We start from the raw sequence: 16,090 nt of genomic DNA, 5'->3' as shown, positions 1-16,090 counted from the left end.
CCCGGCGCCGGTCCACGTCAGGCCGAGTCCACGTCAGGCCGAGTCCGCGTCAGGCCGGTCCAGGCTCGGGCCGGTCCGCGTCAGATCGGTCCGGGCGCGGGCCGGTTCAGGCCGCCTCGGCCACGGCGGTCGCCTCCGCCGCCCTGCGTTCGCGTACGCGCACGGCGTGTTCGTCGGTCCGCTGGTCGTACGAGAGGAGCTTCGGCAGCGCGGCGGCGAGCAGCCCCACGGAGACGAGGCAGGCGAGCCCGCCCGCCCACACCGAGGCGCGGGCGCCCGTGAGCGCGGCCGTGGCGCCCACCCTGACCTGGCCGAGCTGGGGCCCGACGGAGTAGGAGAGCAGCTCGATGCCCGCGAGCCTGCCGCGCAGTTCGTCCGGGATGCTCTGATCCCACATGGTCGAGCGGAAGAGGCCGCTCACTATGTCGCAGCCGCCGGCGGCCGCGAGGAACAGCAGCACCAGCCGGACGTCGTGCGTCCAGCCCGCGAGGGTCATCGCGAGGCCCCAGCCGAGCGCCGAGCCGACGACCATCCGGCCGTGCCGGTGGACGCGGGAGGCCCAGCCGCTGGTCAGGCTGACGACAAGGGAGCCGACGGCGCCGGCCGCGTACATCGGGCCGAGCGCCCAGGGCGCGCCCAGGTCGTCGGCGAGGAAGGGGAAGACCGCCGTGGGGTAGGCGAAGAACATCGCCGCCAGGTCGACCGTGTAGGTGCCGAGGAGTTCCTTGCGGCTCCAGGCGTAGCGGGCGCCTTCCAGGACGCCCCGCAGCGAGGGCCGTTCGGCGCCGGGCGCGGCGGGTGACGGGGCCAGGCCGAGGGTGAGGGCCGCCGAGACGGCGTAGGTCGCGGTGTCCAGGGCGTAGGCGGGCCGGACCCCGGCGAAGGTGATGATCACCCCGGCCAGGGACGGGCCGGCGATCGCGCCGACCTGCCAGCGCATGTGGTTGAGGGTGGTGGCGGCGGGCAGCTGCTCGTGGCGGACGATCCTGGGGACCATCGCCTGGAGGGCGGGGCGCTGAAGCCCGGTCAGCGCGCTGACGAGCGCGGCCACCACGTACAGCGGCCAGACCAGCGGGTGCGGCAGCAGGGTGTTGAGGAACAGGACACAGGTCAGGACGCCGAGGCCGGCCTCGGTCCAGAGGATCAGCCGGCGCCGGTCGAGGGCGTCGGCGAGCGCGCCGCCGTACAGTCCGCAGGCGATCAGGGGGACGAGCTCGGCGGCGCCGACCGCGCCGACCGCGAGGGCCGAGCCGGTCAGCTCCTTGAGCTGGAGGGGCACCGCGACGAACGTCAGGAAGCTACCGAAGACCGTCACCAGGCCCGCCAGCCACAGCAGCCGGAAGTCACGGGAGGCCCGCCAGGGCGTCAGGTCGGGCAGGAGCGCGCGCATCCGGCGGGGGTCGATCGGCCGGACGGACCGTACGGCACGGGCGGCGGCCCCGGGCTTCTCGCACGCGCCGTCGGGTACGGGCGCGCCGTCAGGTGCGCGCGCTCCGCCGGGTACATCAGACGTATCAGTCGTTTCGGTCACGTCACCCCATGCTTGACGCCTGGAAAGATCGAAACAATCGATATGTCCAAATAAACACCATTTGGTCTAGTTTGATGGTGGGAAGGCCGTGCCCGCCGGGGCTCTCGCCGCGCGCGGACGGCTGGGCCATACTCGGGTTGCCCGATCCGGAAGCGCGAGCGGAGGGAGTGGGGGACGTGTCGGAGGCGACGCTCCTCGTCATGGGCAACACCGCGATGACGCCCTGGGCCCGGGACCAGATCCGGCGGCTCAGCGAGCAGGCCCGGCGCCGGGGGGTGCGGCTGCTGGGCGCCGACACCGCGGCCAACCTGCGGCGGGCGGCCCCCGAGGAGCTCTCCCTCGTCGACGAGGTGGTGGCGCTCGACGTCTACGACGCCGACGCCTGCCGGGCCTGGGCGGCCGGCCGGCCGCGCGTGGACGCGGTGCTGACGATCCGGGAGCTCTCGGTCCTCCCGGCGGCCCTGACCGCCGAGGCCCTGGGGCTCCCCGGCAACGATCCCGACGCCGTGCGGCGCGTCCGCAACAAGGACCTGTGCCGGAAGCGGCTGCGCGAGGCCGGTCTCCCCCAGCCGCTCACCGCCCTGTGCCGCGACGCGGCCGACGCCGCCCGCTTCATGCGCGACACCGGGCCGGGCCCCTGGATCGTCAAGCCCCGGGACGGCCTGGCCGGCATCGGCGTCTCACGCGTCGACGGCCCCCGGGAACTGCCCGCCGCCCTCGCGCGGTTCGCCGCGCCGCCACCGGCCATGGGCCCGCTGCCCGCCTCCCCGTACTTCCTGACCGAGACCTTCGTGGAGGGCGACGAGTACTCCGCGGAGGGCGTCGTGACGGGCGGCGAACCCCAGGTCCTCGCCCTCACCCGCAAGGGCACGGCCGACGGGTTCGTCGAGGTCAGCCAGCGGGTGCCGGCCGGCCTGGACGGGCCGACGGCCGCCCGGGCGCGCGACGCCGTCGGCCGCGCCCTGACCGCCGCGGGCGTCACCCGCGGCATCTTCCACGTCGAGTTCTGGGTCACCTCCTCGGGGATCGTCCTCGGCGAACTCCACGACCGCGGCGGCGGTGACTACATCCACGCCCTCGTCGAACACACCCGGCCCGGCCTGGAGCTCTACGGCGCGCTCATCGACGACCTGCTCGGCGACGCCCCCCGGCCCGTCCCCGAGCCCGCGGGCAGCGCCCGCGCCGAATTCCTCCTCGCCCCCGCCGGACGGCTGCGCGCCGTGCGCGGCTGGGAGGAGGTCGCCCGGCACCCCGCCGTCGTCGCCGCGCACCTCCAGGTGACCCCCGGCGACGTCCTCGGACGGGCGAACGACTCCTACAGCCGCTCGGGCGTCTTCGTCGCCACCGCCGACACCCCCGACGGCGTCGACACCCTGGCCGCGGCCCTCGCCTCACGGATCGTCTTCGACACCGAATGAACCGCGGCCGACGGCCGGGAAGGGGCGCCGGCCACGCACCGGCGCCACGGGCCCGCGAAGGGAACCCCATGGACCCCTTGCTCAGCAATCTGCTCTACGACCACCCGGAGCTGTACGAGGAGATCTACCCGGACACCGAGACGGACATCCCGGGCATGTGCCGGCGGCTCTTCGCCGAGCACGGCGCCCCGGCGCCCGGGACACTGCTCGACATCGGCTGCGGCACCGGCCGGCACCTGGAGTACTTCACCGGGGCGGGCTACGACTGCGTCGGCGTCGACTACCAGGAGCCCATGGTGGCCTTCGCCCGGGGCCGCCGGCCCGGCCTGGACTTCCGCGCCGGTGACATGCGCACACTGCGCCTCGGCCGGACGTTCACCGCCGTCACCTGTCTGGGCTGGGCGCTATCCAACGTCCACAGCAACGCCGACCTGCACCGCGCGACGGAGACCTTCGCGGCGCACTCCGCGCCCGGCACCCTGCTGTTCCTGCACGTGCCCAATGCCATCGCCACCCCCGAAGGGCACGCCTTCCAGCAGCGCTTCAGCATCGACACACCCGGCTTCCGGGCCACGGCGGAGGCCGACTACCGGCTCGACCGCCGCAACCAGCTCCTCGTCCGCACCCGCGACTGGCGCATCCCCGGCCGGGCGCCGCTGCGGGACCACGTACGGTTCCGGCTGCTCTTCCCCAAGGAACTGGAGGGCTATCTGACGGCGCACGGATTCACCGTGCTCGCCATGTACGACAACACAGCCGCGGCCGCGAGCGAGCTGACCGGTGAGGCGCTCTACGTCCTCGCCCGCTTCGACGGCACCGGGGCCGCCGCGCGTCCGTGACGGCCCCGCCGGCCCACGCCGCCCCACTCCTGCCCACTCCTCCTACCTACTCCTGCCTACTCCTGCCTACTCCTGCTCGATGTTGACGGTCACGGTCTTGGGCCGCTGGTACTCGGTGACGGCCAGCACGCTCAGGTCCGTGCCGTTGCCGGACTGCCGGCGCCCGCCGTGCGGCAGTTCCCCGGTCTGCTCCAGATGGCAGTTGACCCACACCTCCCCCGCGTCCAGCCGGGTGGCGAGGCCGAGCACCTCCGGCACCGCCCGGCCCCAGACGCTGGCGGCCAGCGCGTGCGGCACCCCGTTGGCGGCCTCGACCAGCGCGTCCGGGCCGTCGAACGCCTGGACGGTGAGCACCGGCCCGAAGACCTCCTCCACGACGGCCGGGTCGTCGTCGGGCAGGTCGGCGAGGATCGTGCCGGGCCGCCAGTAGCCGCCGCCCTCGTCCTCGGCCGTGGCCACATCGCCGACGTAGCGGGCACCGGCCCGGCTGGCGTCGACGATCCCGTCGAAGCGCTTGAGCTGCTCGGGGTTGTTGAGCGGCCCGAAGTCCCGGCCCGCCCGCCGCCTCCCCATCGCCGTGGCGAGACCGGCGACCGTCCGCTCGTAGGACTCCCGGAGCGTCAGCACCCGGGCCGGGGCGGCACAGCTCTGGCCGGCGTTGTACGTGGCGGCGCGCACCAGCCGCTCGTAGGTGGAGGCCGGGGCGTCGGGGAGGACGAGCGCCGCGCAGTTGCCGCCGAGTTCCAGGCTCACCCTGCGCAGCCCGGCCCGGGCCGCGACGTCCAGACCGCCCGCCCGGCTGCCGGTGAAGGCGATGCCGTCCACCCCGTCGTGGCCGACGAGCAGCCGGCCGGTGGCGCGGCCGCCCGGCAGGGCGGTGAGGACGTCGGCGCCGAGGGTCTCCCGGGCGTGCGCGGCCGCCAGCAGCGCGCTGTCCGGGGTGGTCCCGGCCGGTTTGAGGACGACGGTGTTGCCCGCCGCGAGCGCGGGCGCGAACCGCCACACCGCCATCAGGAGCGGGTAGTTCCAGGGGACGACCGCCGCGACGACGCCGAGCGGCTCCCAGCGCACCCAGCTCTCCCGGCCGGGCAGCCGGTGCCCGCCGCCGGGGGCGAGGTCGGCGCGGACCGCCCCCGCGTAGAACCGGACGAGGTCGACGCACTGTTCGAGCTCGCCCGCCGCCTCGGCGGCGGGCTTGCCGGTGCCGACCCGCTCCGCGCGGACGAACCGCTCGGCGTCGTCCTCCATGGCCGAGGCCAGGCGCAGCAGCCGGCGGGAGCGCTCGCCCGTCGTCAGCCCGGCCCAGGCGGGCAGCGCGGCACGGGCGGCGCGGACGGTCGCGTCGACGGTGGGACGGCCGGCGACGGTGGGACGCGGCCGGTCGCGGCCGTTCCTCGGGTCGGTGAGCACGTTCTCGGCCTCCGGACAGGTGGCGGGGGTGCGCCGGCCGGGCCGGCGCACCCCCTCGGGGACGGGGTTCATCGTCGGGGCGGGGGCCCGCCTCCGGTGCGGGCGGTGTCGTGGACCGCTTCGAGGACGGCGGTCCACAGGCGGGCGCGGGCGCGGAGCGCGTCCTCGACGGCGTGGGCGCACTCGTCCCACCGGCCGGGGTCGTCGCCGCACAGGTCCACGAGCAGGTGCATGGCCATCGGGGTGTGTTCGTCGGCGTCGACCTCGATGTGCCGGGACAGGTAGTCCTTGAACCGGGCCAGGGCGGCGTGCGGGTCCTCGATGCGGACGACCTGTTCGAACATCTCCGGGATCAGGTCCTCCCGGCCGAAGGCGAAGACGGCCGCCTGGCAGTGCACGGGCTCGTGCTCCAGCACGGTCCAGGTGGCCGAGAGGAAGTCGGCGGAGGCGCGGGGCGCCCCGGCCTCCTCCAGCGCCTTGCCGACGGGGACGCCCTCGCGCAGGGCCCGGACGAAGGAGTCGATCGGTCCGGTGTCGGCGCCCGCGTCGGCCATGCCGGCGCGGTAGAGCTCGAAGTGGCTGAGGTAGCCGTCCCCGAGCTCGTCGCTCTCCTCCACCAGGACGATCTCGTTGATCAGGCGCCGGCCGGCCGCCGGGCCCTCGGGGACCCAGGGCACGCGGACGCAGGTGAGGAGCCGCTGGAGGCTGGTGAGCAGCGACATGAAGTCCCAGACGGCGAAGACGTGGTGCTCCATGAAGACCCGCGCGGCGGTCGCGGTGGTGATGCTCCGGTAGACGGGGTGGCGGACGACCTCGGTGCGGGCTGGTTCGATCCGCTTCTTGAGGACGGTCAGGCCGGGGTGGCTGATCGGGGCGTGGTAGCGGGAGAGTGCCATGGTGTGCTCCGGGTGTCGGCGCGCGGCCGCGTCGGGACGCGGCTCGGGGGGCGGGGCGGGCGGGGGGCCGCGGTTCAGTGCGGCGTGCGTTCCGCCCGGGCGCACGACTGGCACGGGCAGTGCGCGCATCCGACGTCGTGCAGGTAGTCGGGGGGCTGGGACTTGCTGTCGCAGATCAGGCAGTGCAGGCCGCCGATCTCGCTCAGCACCTCCTCGTAGGCCACGACCTCCATCCGGCGGTCGGAGTCGACCGGCATGTGCGGGGCGCCGATCGCGAGGATCACATGGTCGGTGATGGCGCCGACGGCGTGCGAGACCGCGCCCTCCACGAGGTAGATCTCACCGGCCCCGGTGCGGTGCACCCGCCCGTTGTAGGTGATCGTGCCCTCGCCGCCGAGGACCGCGAGCACATGGTGGCCGGGGTGGGTGTGCGGGGGGAAGCCCGCGCCGGCGGGGAGCCGGATGATGTCCGCCCCGATGGTGCCGTTGCTCACCAGGCCCAGCCCGCTGGCGGCGGCGCCGTGCATGGGCACCGGGCGCTCGCCGTGCGGGATGTGCAGCGAGGTGGCGGTGTCACCGATCGTGGCGTCCGCCCACCGGACGATCGACAGCTCCTCCTGTCCCGGGCGCTCCAGGCCCCCGGTCACGGCGCGCCGTCCTTCCCGCTCTCCGTGAAGTACTCGGCGTTGACCCGGGTGAAGTGCTCCCACTCCGGTGGCAGTTCCTCCTCTCTGAAGATGGCGTCGACGGGGCACACGGTGGCGCAGAGATCACAGTCCACGCACCGCTCGGGGTCGATGTAGAACTGCCGGTCCTCGTTCTCACCCCCTATGCAGTCCACGGGACAGACGTCGACGCAGGCGCCGTCCTTGACGTCGATACAGGGCTGGGTGATCACATATGTCACGTGCGGTCCTCTCCTCGGTGCGCGGCCCTTGCCCCGGGCCGCCGGCCGGTCATCCGGCCCCTGGTCGCCCGGCCCCGCCCGGTCCGTCCCCGGCGATCGTCAGGTCGGCGCAGGCGGGCCCGCGCACCCGGCATCCGGTGCGCAGGTCGAAGGTGGCGCCGTGCCAGGGGCATTCCAGGAAGGTGCCGTTGACGACGCCCTTCACCAGGGGGGCGCCGCGGTGCGGGCAGCGGGCCGGCACCTGGACGGTGCGGTCGCCCACCCGCACCGCCAGGGTGGCCCCGCCCGGCAGTTCCTCGATGGAGCCGTGGGTCCTGTCGCTCATGCGTCCCTCGTGCGTTCCCGGGCCGGCCGCGGGCCGGCGGCGGTCGGTTTTCCGATCGGGTGCCGGTCGGATTCGGGTGCCGGTCAGATGTCGAGATCCTTGACCTTGTCGGTCCACTTCTCCTCGAAGTGCAGGCCCCTGCGGTACGTCGCGTCGGCGACGCCCTTGGCCCACTGGGTGTAGCGGTGGCCGAGGATCATGTCGCGGGGCAGGAAGCGGTTGTCCCGGTGGTACGCGGACCGGTTCAGGCGGACGTCCGCCAGACCGTTCCAGTCGGTGCCGGCGCGCGTGACGGTGATCGGGAGCCGGCAGGCGAGCCGGATGCCGGCGGCGGTGTGGCCGCCGTGGTTGGCGTCCTCGGCGACGGCGATGTCGGGGAGGTTGAACCCCTGGGGCGGGAACCGCATGACGGGCGCGTAGTTCTGGGCCTTTTTCACCGCGTTGTAGCGCATGCGCTGGGCGATGACGTTGTACATCACCACACGGTTCGCCGCGATTCCGAAGTCCTCGGGGCGGAATCCGGTACGGAAGCCCGTATAGCAGAACAGATCGGTGAACTCCATGGTCCACGGCTGATCGAGTTTCCGGCCGTGCGGCACGGTGAAGATGGCGAGATCCACCGGGAGGTCCTCGGCGTCGGCCGCCCAGTGGGCGATTTCCTGTATGACCCGGGTGGGGCTGCTGCCCGCTTCCAGGGCGAGTTCCAGGAATCGGTCCCATTCGGCCGGATTTCCGCTGCGACCGGGGAGTTCGGCGCCGATCCGGTCATGCAGATGGGCGCATAATTCCTCCGGTACGGGCCTGACGCGCCGGTATTCGGAGAGCGGCAGCAGGAACTCGCGGCGCTCCCAGTTGCTGCCGTCGAAATGCAGACAGCGCTCGTACCTCTCCTCGACCGCGGTGCGCAGCCGGGCGAGCCCGCGGGCCAGGCCGACGACCCCCTCGGGGTCCCGGCCGGCGTCGGCGGCCGGGTCGCCGGGCACGCCGTCCGGCAGCCGGGCGGCGTACTCCCGGGACTTGCGCACCAGGAACAGGGCGAGCGCGGGAAAGGAGAGGAAGGACTGGTTCAGCTCCTGGAGGACGAAGCCGGCCTCCTGCCAGCACCACAGCAGGGTCATCAGCACGAGGGAGGTGTCCGGCCAGTCCTCGACCGGTGCCTTCCGGCATTCGGCGACCAGGGCGACGACGCCGCGGTTGTCGACGGCCGTCTCGTCGGCCAGGAACCTGACCCGCTCGATGGAGGAGACCCGGCGTTCGAAGGTGGCGAGCAGTTCGTCCCGTTCCCCGGCGGGCAGCCCCGCCCAGGCCAGCGCCGCGGTCCGGGGCAGGTGCCCCAGGGCGGGCGGCGGGCCGAGCCACAGCCCGGGACGGTCCGCGGCGCCAGGGGCGGCGGGCGCGCCGGCGGTCCTGACATCGAGGCCGCGCGCGCGGCCCGCCTCGCGGGCGGCCGCCGCGTCGGCGACGGCGAGGAGCGGGACGCCCAGCCGGACGGCGGCGGTCAGGGCGCCGAGGTCCGCGCTCTCGTCGTCCGTGACGACCACGGTGCCGCCCGGGACGCCGGCCGGGCCGGGCGCCCCGGCGGCGCGGGGCAGGGCGGCCCCGGTGCCGTCGGCCAGGGCGCCGAGCCGCTCCGTCATCCGCAACAGGGCGCGGTCCACCCGGTCGTCGTGCCGGAGGGCCAGGCAGAAGAGGTGCCACCACACCAACGAGGCCCGCGCGTAGGGCACCTTGAAGTGGTACCAGAGCCGCTGGAAACGGGAGAATTCCTCCGGCGGAATACCGAACCGGCCCGGCTCGAAGGGACGTTGACCCCGGGGGGTGTCCGCGGTCAGCGCGTCGAGGACGGTGGCGTCCGCCTTGCCCGCGGCGACCATGCCCGCCACCACGACGAGATCTCCGTCATCGGTCAGCATTTCCAGTCGGCGAAAGAGATCTCTCTCCACTCCGGCTATCTCGGTCTCGGCTGCGCCCAGGAAATCGAAGGGGGATCGCGGCGAGATCGACAGTGCCATGGCGCCTCCAGAGCATGACGACGACTCAATGGAGCGGAGCCTGGGGAGTGAGCTTCGGGGGTGGGAATTCCTCGGGGGAATAACGGGCCGCGGCACATGCGGGCCCGAGCCAAGCGTCAGAGGAATCGATGTGGTTGTCAATGGGAGACGTCCGGCGCATGGCTGATTAGTCCGTCAAGGGTCCGTCAGGGATCGCCGGCGGGCACATGCCACGGGCGGCGGCCCGCCGGGGGACGCCGGCGGGCCGCCGCCCCTGACCCACCCGGTCGGCGGGCGTCCGGGCGCCGTCACCCGGACGCCCCCGGCCGGCTCCCCTCCGCCGCGCGCACGAGCCGCTACTCTTCGTCACCTGGACAGCTGGAGGAAGAGGGTTGGCCGATATGGCAGATGCGACGCTCCTCGTTCTGGGCAACGCCGGGATGCCCGCCTGGGGCCGGGACCAGATCCGGCGGCTGAGCGCACAGGCACGGCGGCGGGGGGTGCGCGTGCTGGGCGCCGACACCCCCGAGGCGCTGCGCGCGGCGCCCCCGGAGGAACTGGCCCTCGTCGACGACGTGGTGGCGCTGGACGTGCACGACGCCGAGGCGTGCCGGGCCTGGGCGGCCGCCGCACGGCCGCCGGTCGACGCGGTGCTGACCGTCCGGGAGCTGTCGGTGCATCCGACGGCGGTGGTGGCCCGGGAGCTGGGGCTGGCGGGCAACGACCCGGAGGCGGTCCTGCGGGTGCGCCGCAAGGACCTGTGCCGGCGGCGGCTGCGCGAGGCGGGCTTCCCGCAGCCGGACTCCGCGGTGTGCCGGAGCGCCGAGGAGGCCGAGCGCTTCCTGCGCGCTACCGGCCCGGGCCCGTGGATCGTCAAGCCCCGGGACGGTCTCGCCAGCATCGGCGTCACCCGGATCGAGCGTCCCCGCGAACTGGACGCGGCGCTGCGGAAGCTGGCCGAGCCCGCCCCGGCGATGAGCCCCCTGGAGCCGCCCTCCTCGTGCTTCCTGGTCGAGACCTTCGTGGAGGGCGACGAGTACTCGGCGGAGGGGATCGTGCTGGGCGGGGTGCCGCAGGTGCTCGCCCTGACCCGCAAGCGCGTCACCGACGGGTTCATCTCCACCAGCCAGCAGGTGCCGTCCGGCCTGGACAAGACGACGGCCGACGAGGCCCGGGACACGGTGGAGCGGGCGCTGACCGCCATCGGCGTCACGCACGGCATCTTCCACATCGAGCTCTGGGTGACCGCCTCCGGGGTCGTACTCGGCGAGTTCCACTGCCGGGGCGCCGGTGACTACATCCACGCCCTCGTCGAGCACACCCGGCCGGGTCTGGAGCTCTACGGCACCCTCGTCGACGACCTCCTCGGCCGCACCCCGCGGCCCGTCCCCGCGCCCTCGGGCGCCGCCCGCGTCGAGTTCCTCTTCGCGCCCGCCGGACGGCTGCGCGCCGTGCGCGGCTGGGAGGAGCTCACCCGCCACCCGGCCGTCATCGCCGCCCACCTCCAGGTGGCGCCCGGCGATGTGATCGGAGCGGTGAAGGACTCCTTCAACCGCTCGGCCGTCTTCGTGGCGGGCAGCGAATCCGCCGACGACATCGACGAGCTCACCACCGGGCTCGCCGCGGGGGTCACGTTCGAGACCGGGTGACGTGCCGTCGGCCGGCGGCTCCGGGCACCGCCGGGGCCGCCGCCCCGATGGGCGTACCGGGCGAGCGGGGGCCGGAATCCGCTGCCAGGATCCGGAATATGCACCTCATACGTCGCCCTTGCCGTGGGTCCAGTGCGCCCCGTCCGCGCGGGCACCGGCGCCGGCACACCGCCCGGCTGCTGCCCCTCCTCCTCGTCCTCACGGCCGGCGCGTGCTCCACCTGGGAGCCGCGGGACTCCGAGGACGGGCGGGCCCTGGCCGGGACGGCCTCCACGCTCCAGCAGCGGACGGCCGCCGCGAAGAAGTGGGGCCTGGACCGGGCGCCGCTGGAGGCCCCGCCACCTCCCAAGGAGAAGCTGCGGCCGGAGACCCCGGAGTCGCTCGACCGGGGGCCGGACCTGATACCCGTGTTCTCCCGCGTGCCGACCACGGACAAGGTCGTCTTCCTGACGGTGGACGACGGGGCCGCGAAGGACCACAGCTTCCTGGACATGGTGCGGGAGCTGAAGGTGCCGCTCAGCGCGTTCCTCACGGACGAGTCCGCGGCGAGCGACTACGGCTACTTCCGCGATCTGCACGAGCTGGGGGTCCCGGTGCAGAACCACACCCTCACCCATCCGCAGATGACCACGCTGACGGCCGACGAGCAGTACGACGAGATATGCGGCCAGCAGGACGTCCTCGAAGAGGAGATCGGCGTCCAGCCGTGGCTCTTCCGGCCGCCCTTCGGCGACTACGACGAGGACACCCTGATCGTCGCCGAGGAGTGCGGCGCCCGCGCCGCGCCGCTGTGGAGCGAGGAGGCGTTCCCGGACCGGATGGAGTACAGCAGGGACGACGCGAAGCTCCACCCCGGCGACATCATCCTCAGCCACTTCAACGGGCCCCACACCTGGGGGGCGCCCATCACGGACATGCTGCGCCTGGTGCTGCGCGAGGTCACGGAACAGGGCTTCGCCCTGGCCCGGCTGGAGGACTACATCTGACCGCCGGGCGCCGGCCGCCGACACCGGCCACTGGCCGCTGGCCGCTGACCGCGTCAGGCGTCACGCGTCACGCGTCGCCGTACGCCTCGCCCCCGAGGGCGAGGCGGGCCGTGCCGGCGGTGGTGTCCGCGAGCCAGGCCCGGAAGCCCTCGACGTCCGCCTCGGGCAGGCCGACCTCGATCCGCACCTCCGCCCCGTAACTCACCTCGCGCACGGACCGCCCGGTCGCCCGGAGGTCGTTCTCCAGCTTCCCGGCGCGCTGGTGGTCGACGGTGACCGTGGCCAGCCGGAACCGCTGCCGGGTGACCGTGCCGAGCACGTCGAGCGCCTCGCCGACGGCCCCTCCGTACGCCCTGATGAGGCCGCCCGCGCCCAGCTTGACCCCACCGAAATAGCGGGTCACGACGGCCACGACGTACCGGACCTCGCGGCGCAGCAGCATCTGGAGCATGGGCACCCCGGCGGTGCCGCCGGGCTCTCCGTCGTCGCTCGCCTTCTGCACGGAGCCGTCGGCGCCGAGCACGTAGGCGAAGCAGTGGTGGCGGGCGGTGGGGTGCTCCTTGCGGACCCGGGCGATGAACGCCTGGGCCTCCTCCTCGGTCGCGGCGGGGGCGAGGGCGCAGAGGAAGCGCGATTTGTTGATCTCGATCTCGTGCACGCCTTCGCGTGTGACCGTGCGGTACTGCTCGTGCATCCGCCCAGCCTAGTTCGCGTGCGCCGGGGTCTTCCCCCGGCCACCACGGGAACGCGCGCCGACCGGGCCCTGCTTAGCATCAAGCCATGATCACGATTCGTTCCGCCCGGCCCGAGGACGCCGCCGAGATCGTCCGGCTGCGCCGCCTGATGTTCGCCGACATGAGCGGCGTGGACTCCCCCGGCGACTGGGAACACGCCGCACGGGAGACGGCCCGCCGGCAGCTGGCGGAGGAGGTGCCGCGGCTGGGGGCGTTCGTCGTCGACGGGGACGCCGCGGGGCCGGCGCACCTCGCGGCGTGCGCCGTGGGCCGCGTCGAGGAGCGGCTGCCCGCGCCCGGCCACCCGGCCGGCCTGTTCGGGTTCGTCTTCAATGTGTGCACCGACCCCCGGTACCGGGGCCGCGGCATGGCGCGGGCGACGACGGAGGCGCTGCTCGACTGGTTCGCGGAGCGGGGCGTGACCCGTGTGGACCTGCACGCCACCGAGGACGCCGAGCCCCTCTACCGCGGCCTCGGCTTCGCCGAGCACTCCCTCGCCCTGTCCCTCGACGTCTCCCGCCGGACGGCGGTCAGCCCTCGGGCCGTTCCCCCTCAGGGTCCCGTCCAGGAGCCCCGCCGGGACGGGGTCTGGCCCGTACGTGCATCCGCTCGCCCTGACGGCCCAGCAGACTGAGGATCTCCACGGGCTCCCCGCCCGCGCTGCCGAACCAGTGCGGCAGCCGGGTGTCGAACTCGGCGGCCTCGCCCGGCCCCAGGGTCACGTCGTGATCGCCGAGGACCAGCCGCAGCCGGCCGGAGAGGACGTACAGCCACTCGTAGCCCTCGTGGACCCGCGGGTCCGGGCGGCACCGGTCCGCCGGGATGACGATCTTGAGGGCCTGGAGCGGGCCGGGCCGGCTGCTCAGCGGCACCACGGTCGTGCCGTTCACCTCCCGGGGCGTGAGGCGGACCCGGGGGTCGCCGGACTCCGGCGCGCCCACCAGCTCGTCGAGCGGCACCTGGTGCGCCCGGGCGAGCGGCAGGAGGAGTTCGAGGCTCGGCCTGCGCTGCCCGGACTCCAGGCGGGACAGGGTGCTCTTGGAGATCCCGGTGGCCCCGGCCAGCGCGGCCAGGGTGACGCCCCGCCGGGTACGGAGGCGGCGGAGCCGGGGGCCGACCTCGGACAGGGTCTCGGCGATCTCGGGTGGGTGTTCCATGCGCCCAGTTCACCGCGCCGTCCCGGAAACGGCAACAAACGTTGCCGGTCCCGCACCGGCGGGCGCAGTCTGCGGCCATGACCACACACCACACCGCACAGGACACCGCCCACCGCGCGGGACACGGCACGGCACACCACTGCGGCCACGGCGCCGGGATCCGCGACTGGGCGGCCATCGGCGATCAGCTGGAGCGCTCGGCGAGGGTACGGACGCCGTTCCTCGAAGGCGCGGCGGACTGGCTGGCCGCCCTCGCGGACGGGGAGGCCCGGCGCGTCCTCGACGTCGGCAGCGGGCCGGGCCTCGCCTCCCTCGTCCTCGCCCGCCGGTTCCCGGGGGCCGGCGTCGTCGCCGTCGACGCGGCGCCGGAGCTGCTGGCCCGGGCCGCCGAACTGGCCGAAGACGCGGGCCTGGCCGACCGGGTGACCACCCACCGCGCCGACCTTCCGGACGGCCTGGAGCCGCTCGGCGCGGCGGACCTGGTCTGGGCGGGCCAGGTCGTCCACCACCTCGGCGACCAGACGGCGGCCCTGGCCGCGCTCGGCCGCTCGCTGCGCCCGGGCGGTCTGCTGGCCGTCGTCGAGGGCGGGCTCGCCCCGCGCTTCCTGCCCCGCGACATCGGCATGGGCCGGCCGGGGCTCCAGGCCCGGCTGGAGGCGGGCATGGAGGACGCCTTCACCGCGATGCGCGCCGGACTGCCGGGCTCCGTCCCGGTGCCGGAGGACTGGCCGGCCCTCTTCACCGCGGCCGGCCTCACCCCGGCCGGCAGCCGTACGTTCCTGGTGGACGCGCCCGCCCCGCTCGACGCCCTCGGCCGCGGCTACGCGTACGACCGGCTGAACCGCATGCGGGAGGGGCTCGCCGACGTGCTTCCGGCGGAGGATCTGGAGGTCCTGGACCGGCTGCTCGACGAGGAGTCGGAGACCGGGGTGCGGAAGCGGCCGGACGTCTTCTGCCTGGAGGCACTGACGGTGCACGTCGGGCGCCGCGCCTGAGGGCGGGTAGGGCGGTCGGTCACACCGACACGGCGGGGCTCCCCCGGACCCCGGCCCCAGGCACCCGACGGGCTGGTCCCCCGGCGGGCGTCACCCGCCCGGAGAGCCCGAGGGGCTCGTACGACGGCCACACACCGCAGCGGCGGGTGCACCGCTGGGGCCCGGCCCTCAGCACCTGACGGGCCCAGCCCTCGCCGGACATCACCCACCCGGCGGACCTGAAGGCCCGTCGACGGGCGCGCCGACGCGGCGGGGCTTCGCCGGGGCCCGGCCCTCGGCACCCGGCGGCATCCGCCGGGCCGCTCTCCCGCCCCGTCCGGCGCGGCCGCTCGCCCATGGCCCCGACCGGGGGCACCTCCCGGTCGGGGGCGGCTCTCCCGGCAGTGGCCGGGGCGGGTTCAGGCCCCGCCCCGGTCCCCCGGATCCGCCGGCAGGTCGACCACCGACAGCAGTTCCTCGTGCGTCACACCGCCGGGGACCGGCACCGGCGCCGGTGTCCGCAGCGGCGGCACCCAGCCGCCCTCCGCGTCCCAGCGGCGGACGATCTTCGCGGGGGCGCCCGCGACCACCGCGTGGTCGGGCACCTCGCCGCGGACGACGGACCCGGCCGCGACCACGACGTTCCGGCCGAGCCGGGCGCCCGGCAGGATCACCGCGCCGGTGCCCAGCCAGCTCCCGGAGCCGATGGTGACGGGCGCGCTGCGCGGCCACTGCCGGCCTATGGGCTGGTCGGGGTCGTCGTAGGAGTGGTTATCGCTGGTGACGTAGACGTAGGGGCCGCAGAAGACGTCGTCGCCGAAGGTGACCGGCGCGGAGGTGACCACGTGGCTGCCCCGGCCGAGGACCACACCGTTGCCGAGCCGCAGCACCGGGTCCGGGCCGAGGTCGAGGCCCGGCATCATGCCGGCGGTCAAGGTGACCTGTTCGCCGATGATGCAGTGGTCGCCCAGCTCGATCCACCGCTCGCCGAAGACGGTGCCCAGCGGGAACGCGAGCCGGGTGCCGGAGCCGATCCTGCGGAAGCGGTACGGGCCGGGGCGCTCGGCGGTCACCGCGCCCGCCCGCTGGACCCACCCCCAGCCCCGGTGCACGGCCCGCGAGGCGGCACGACGCCCCCAGGCCGCGAGGGCGGCGGAGGCGTCGCGGGAGAACGTGTTCTGGTCCTTGGGCACCCGCTCACGGTACTCAGCGGGTGCCCCGGCGGCCGGGGCGGGTGCTGTGATCTTCGCCCCACCCCGGCGCGGCGGGAACG

At 74.6% G+C, this 16,090-nt stretch carries 16 protein-coding genes; 6 read left to right on the top strand and 10 right to left on the bottom strand.

Annotation, left to right across the window (positions count from 1 at the left end; translation table 11 throughout):
- Nucleotides 1-106: 106 nt before the first annotated feature.
- Complete coding sequence (locus LUZ64_RS29875; RefSeq protein ID WP_095583196.1) at nt 107-1,390, bottom strand: MFS transporter; 1,284 nt, start codon at nt 1,388-1,390, stop codon at nt 107-109.
- A gap of 317 nt (nt 1,391-1,707) precedes the next feature.
- Here LUZ64_RS29875 and LUZ64_RS29870 point away from each other — a divergent pair, with 317 nt between their 5' ends.
- Both LUZ64_RS29870 and LUZ64_RS29865 read left to right on the top strand, forming a co-directional pair.
- On the top strand, nt 1,708-2,949 hold the full coding sequence (locus LUZ64_RS29870; protein WP_107426664.1) for an ATP-grasp domain-containing protein: 1,242 nt from the start codon (nt 1,708-1,710) through the stop codon (nt 2,947-2,949).
- Nucleotides 2,950-3,017: 68 nt separating this feature from the next.
- Nucleotides 3,018-3,788: a class I SAM-dependent methyltransferase gene (locus tag LUZ64_RS29865; protein WP_170116854.1), complete on the top strand. Its 771-nt coding sequence runs from the start codon at nt 3,018-3,020 to the stop codon at nt 3,786-3,788.
- Nucleotides 3,789-3,854: 66 nt separating this feature from the next.
- On the opposite strand, the gene LUZ64_RS29860 is transcribed toward LUZ64_RS29865, so the two are convergent.
- From LUZ64_RS29860 to LUZ64_RS29835, 6 genes are all read right to left on the bottom strand, one after another.
- Complete coding sequence (locus LUZ64_RS29860) at nt 3,855-5,270, bottom strand: aldehyde dehydrogenase family protein (RefSeq protein WP_095583199.1); 1,416 nt, start codon at nt 5,268-5,270, stop codon at nt 3,855-3,857.
- Nucleotides 5,267-6,094 carry a DUF3050 domain-containing protein gene (locus LUZ64_RS29855; protein ID WP_095583200.1) on the bottom strand — a complete coding sequence of 276 codons (828 nt, stop codon included), beginning with the start codon at nt 6,092-6,094 and terminating at the stop codon, nt 5,267-5,269. Before LUZ64_RS29855 ends, LUZ64_RS29860 begins: the two co-directional genes overlap by 4 nt.
- A gap of 74 nt (nt 6,095-6,168) precedes the next feature.
- Nucleotides 6,169-6,741, bottom strand: coding sequence for a cupin domain-containing protein (locus LUZ64_RS29850; RefSeq protein ID WP_232390437.1), 573 nt, complete (start codon nt 6,739-6,741; stop codon nt 6,169-6,171).
- Nucleotides 6,738-7,001: a ferredoxin family protein gene (locus LUZ64_RS37595; RefSeq protein ID WP_095584268.1), complete on the bottom strand. Its 264-nt coding sequence runs from the start codon at nt 6,999-7,001 to the stop codon at nt 6,738-6,740. The genes LUZ64_RS29850 and LUZ64_RS37595 overlap by 4 nt, the downstream gene beginning before the upstream one ends.
- Nucleotides 7,002-7,050: 49 nt before the next feature.
- On the bottom strand, nt 7,051-7,326 hold the full coding sequence (locus LUZ64_RS29840) for a Rieske (2Fe-2S) protein (protein WP_170116925.1): 276 nt from the start codon (nt 7,324-7,326) through the stop codon (nt 7,051-7,053).
- Between the two features lie 83 nt (nt 7,327-7,409).
- Nucleotides 7,410-9,239 (bottom strand): hypothetical protein, encoded by a 1,830-nt coding sequence (locus LUZ64_RS29835; RefSeq protein ID WP_170116926.1) that lies wholly within the window; start codon nt 9,237-9,239, stop codon nt 7,410-7,412.
- A 479-nt stretch (nt 9,240-9,718) separates the two neighbouring features.
- On the opposite strand from LUZ64_RS29835, the gene LUZ64_RS29830 reads away from it, so the two are divergent.
- Both LUZ64_RS29830 and LUZ64_RS29825 read left to right on the top strand, forming a co-directional pair.
- On the top strand, nt 9,719-10,966 hold the full coding sequence (locus tag LUZ64_RS29830; protein ID WP_095584269.1) for an ATP-grasp domain-containing protein: 1,248 nt from the start codon (nt 9,719-9,721) through the stop codon (nt 10,964-10,966).
- 98 nt (nt 10,967-11,064) lie between these two features.
- Nucleotides 11,065-11,952 carry a polysaccharide deacetylase family protein gene (locus LUZ64_RS29825; RefSeq protein ID WP_170116927.1) on the top strand — a complete coding sequence of 296 codons (888 nt, stop codon included), beginning with the start codon at nt 11,065-11,067 and terminating at the stop codon, nt 11,950-11,952.
- Between the two features lie 67 nt (nt 11,953-12,019).
- Here the strand turns inward: LUZ64_RS29825 and LUZ64_RS29820 are convergent, their stop codons facing one another.
- Nucleotides 12,020-12,646, bottom strand: a complete 627-nt coding sequence (locus LUZ64_RS29820) for a YigZ family protein (RefSeq protein WP_232390438.1) — start codon at nt 12,644-12,646, stop codon at nt 12,020-12,022.
- Nucleotides 12,647-12,732: 86 nt separating this feature from the next.
- On the opposite strand from LUZ64_RS29820, the gene LUZ64_RS29815 reads away from it, so the two are divergent.
- Nucleotides 12,733-13,320, top strand: coding sequence for a GNAT family N-acetyltransferase (locus tag LUZ64_RS29815; RefSeq protein ID WP_095578923.1), 588 nt, complete (start codon nt 12,733-12,735; stop codon nt 13,318-13,320).
- On the opposite strand, the gene LUZ64_RS29810 is transcribed toward LUZ64_RS29815, so the two are convergent.
- Complete coding sequence (locus LUZ64_RS29810; RefSeq protein WP_095578924.1) at nt 13,217-13,843, bottom strand: helix-turn-helix domain-containing protein; 627 nt, start codon at nt 13,841-13,843, stop codon at nt 13,217-13,219. The two genes, LUZ64_RS29815 and LUZ64_RS29810, sit on opposite strands and share 104 nt — an antisense overlap.
- A gap of 77 nt (nt 13,844-13,920) precedes the next feature.
- Here LUZ64_RS29810 and LUZ64_RS29805 point away from each other — a divergent pair, with 77 nt between their 5' ends.
- Nucleotides 13,921-14,838, top strand: coding sequence for a class I SAM-dependent methyltransferase (locus LUZ64_RS29805; RefSeq protein ID WP_095578925.1), 918 nt, complete (start codon nt 13,921-13,923; stop codon nt 14,836-14,838).
- A 398-nt stretch (nt 14,839-15,236) separates the two neighbouring features.
- On the opposite strand, the gene LUZ64_RS29800 is transcribed toward LUZ64_RS29805, so the two are convergent.
- On the bottom strand, nt 15,237-16,010 hold the full coding sequence (locus LUZ64_RS29800) for an acyltransferase (RefSeq protein WP_095578926.1): 774 nt from the start codon (nt 16,008-16,010) through the stop codon (nt 15,237-15,239).
- Nucleotides 16,011-16,090: the final 80 nt, after the last annotated feature.

The sequence above is a fragment of the Streptomyces albireticuli genome, assembly GCF_021228125.1.
GTDB lineage: Bacteria > Actinomycetota > Actinomycetes > Streptomycetales > Streptomycetaceae > Streptomyces > Streptomyces albireticuli.
Note: the sequence above shows the minus strand (reverse complement) of the source record. Positions and strands in the feature narration are given on the sequence as shown.

What these genes read in the sequence shown, in the direction of transcription:
- LUZ64_RS29875 (WP_095583196.1), bottom strand. Translation starts at nt 1,390, where the DNA reads ATGCGCGCGCTCCTGCCCGACCTGACGCCCTGGCGGGCCTCCCGTGAC.
- LUZ64_RS29865 (WP_170116854.1), top strand. Translation starts at nt 3,018, where the DNA reads ATGGACCCCTTGCTCAGCAATCTGCTCTACGACCACCCGGAGCTGTAC.
- LUZ64_RS29860 (WP_095583199.1), bottom strand. Translation starts at nt 5,270, where the DNA reads ATGAACCCCGTCCCCGAGGGGGTGCGCCGGCCCGGCCGGCGCACCCCC.
- LUZ64_RS29855 (WP_095583200.1), bottom strand. Translation starts at nt 6,094, where the DNA reads ATGGCACTCTCCCGCTACCACGCCCCGATCAGCCACCCCGGCCTGACC.
- LUZ64_RS29840 (WP_170116925.1), bottom strand. Translation starts at nt 7,326, where the DNA reads ATGAGCGACAGGACCCACGGCTCCATCGAGGAACTGCCGGGCGGGGCC.
- LUZ64_RS29835 (WP_170116926.1), bottom strand. Translation starts at nt 9,239, where the DNA reads ATGCTGACCGATGACGGAGATCTCGTCGTGGTGGCGGGCATGGTCGCC.
- LUZ64_RS29830 (WP_095584269.1), top strand. Translation starts at nt 9,719, where the DNA reads ATGGCAGATGCGACGCTCCTCGTTCTGGGCAACGCCGGGATGCCCGCC.
- LUZ64_RS29825 (WP_170116927.1), top strand. Translation starts at nt 11,065, where the DNA reads ATGCACCTCATACGTCGCCCTTGCCGTGGGTCCAGTGCGCCCCGTCCG.
- LUZ64_RS29820 (WP_232390438.1), bottom strand. Translation starts at nt 12,646, where the DNA reads ATGCACGAGCAGTACCGCACGGTCACACGCGAAGGCGTGCACGAGATC.
- LUZ64_RS29815 (WP_095578923.1), top strand. Translation starts at nt 12,733, where the DNA reads ATGATCACGATTCGTTCCGCCCGGCCCGAGGACGCCGCCGAGATCGTC.
- LUZ64_RS29810 (WP_095578924.1), bottom strand. Translation starts at nt 13,843, where the DNA reads ATGGAACACCCACCCGAGATCGCCGAGACCCTGTCCGAGGTCGGCCCC.
- LUZ64_RS29805 (WP_095578925.1), top strand. Translation starts at nt 13,921, where the DNA reads ATGACCACACACCACACCGCACAGGACACCGCCCACCGCGCGGGACAC.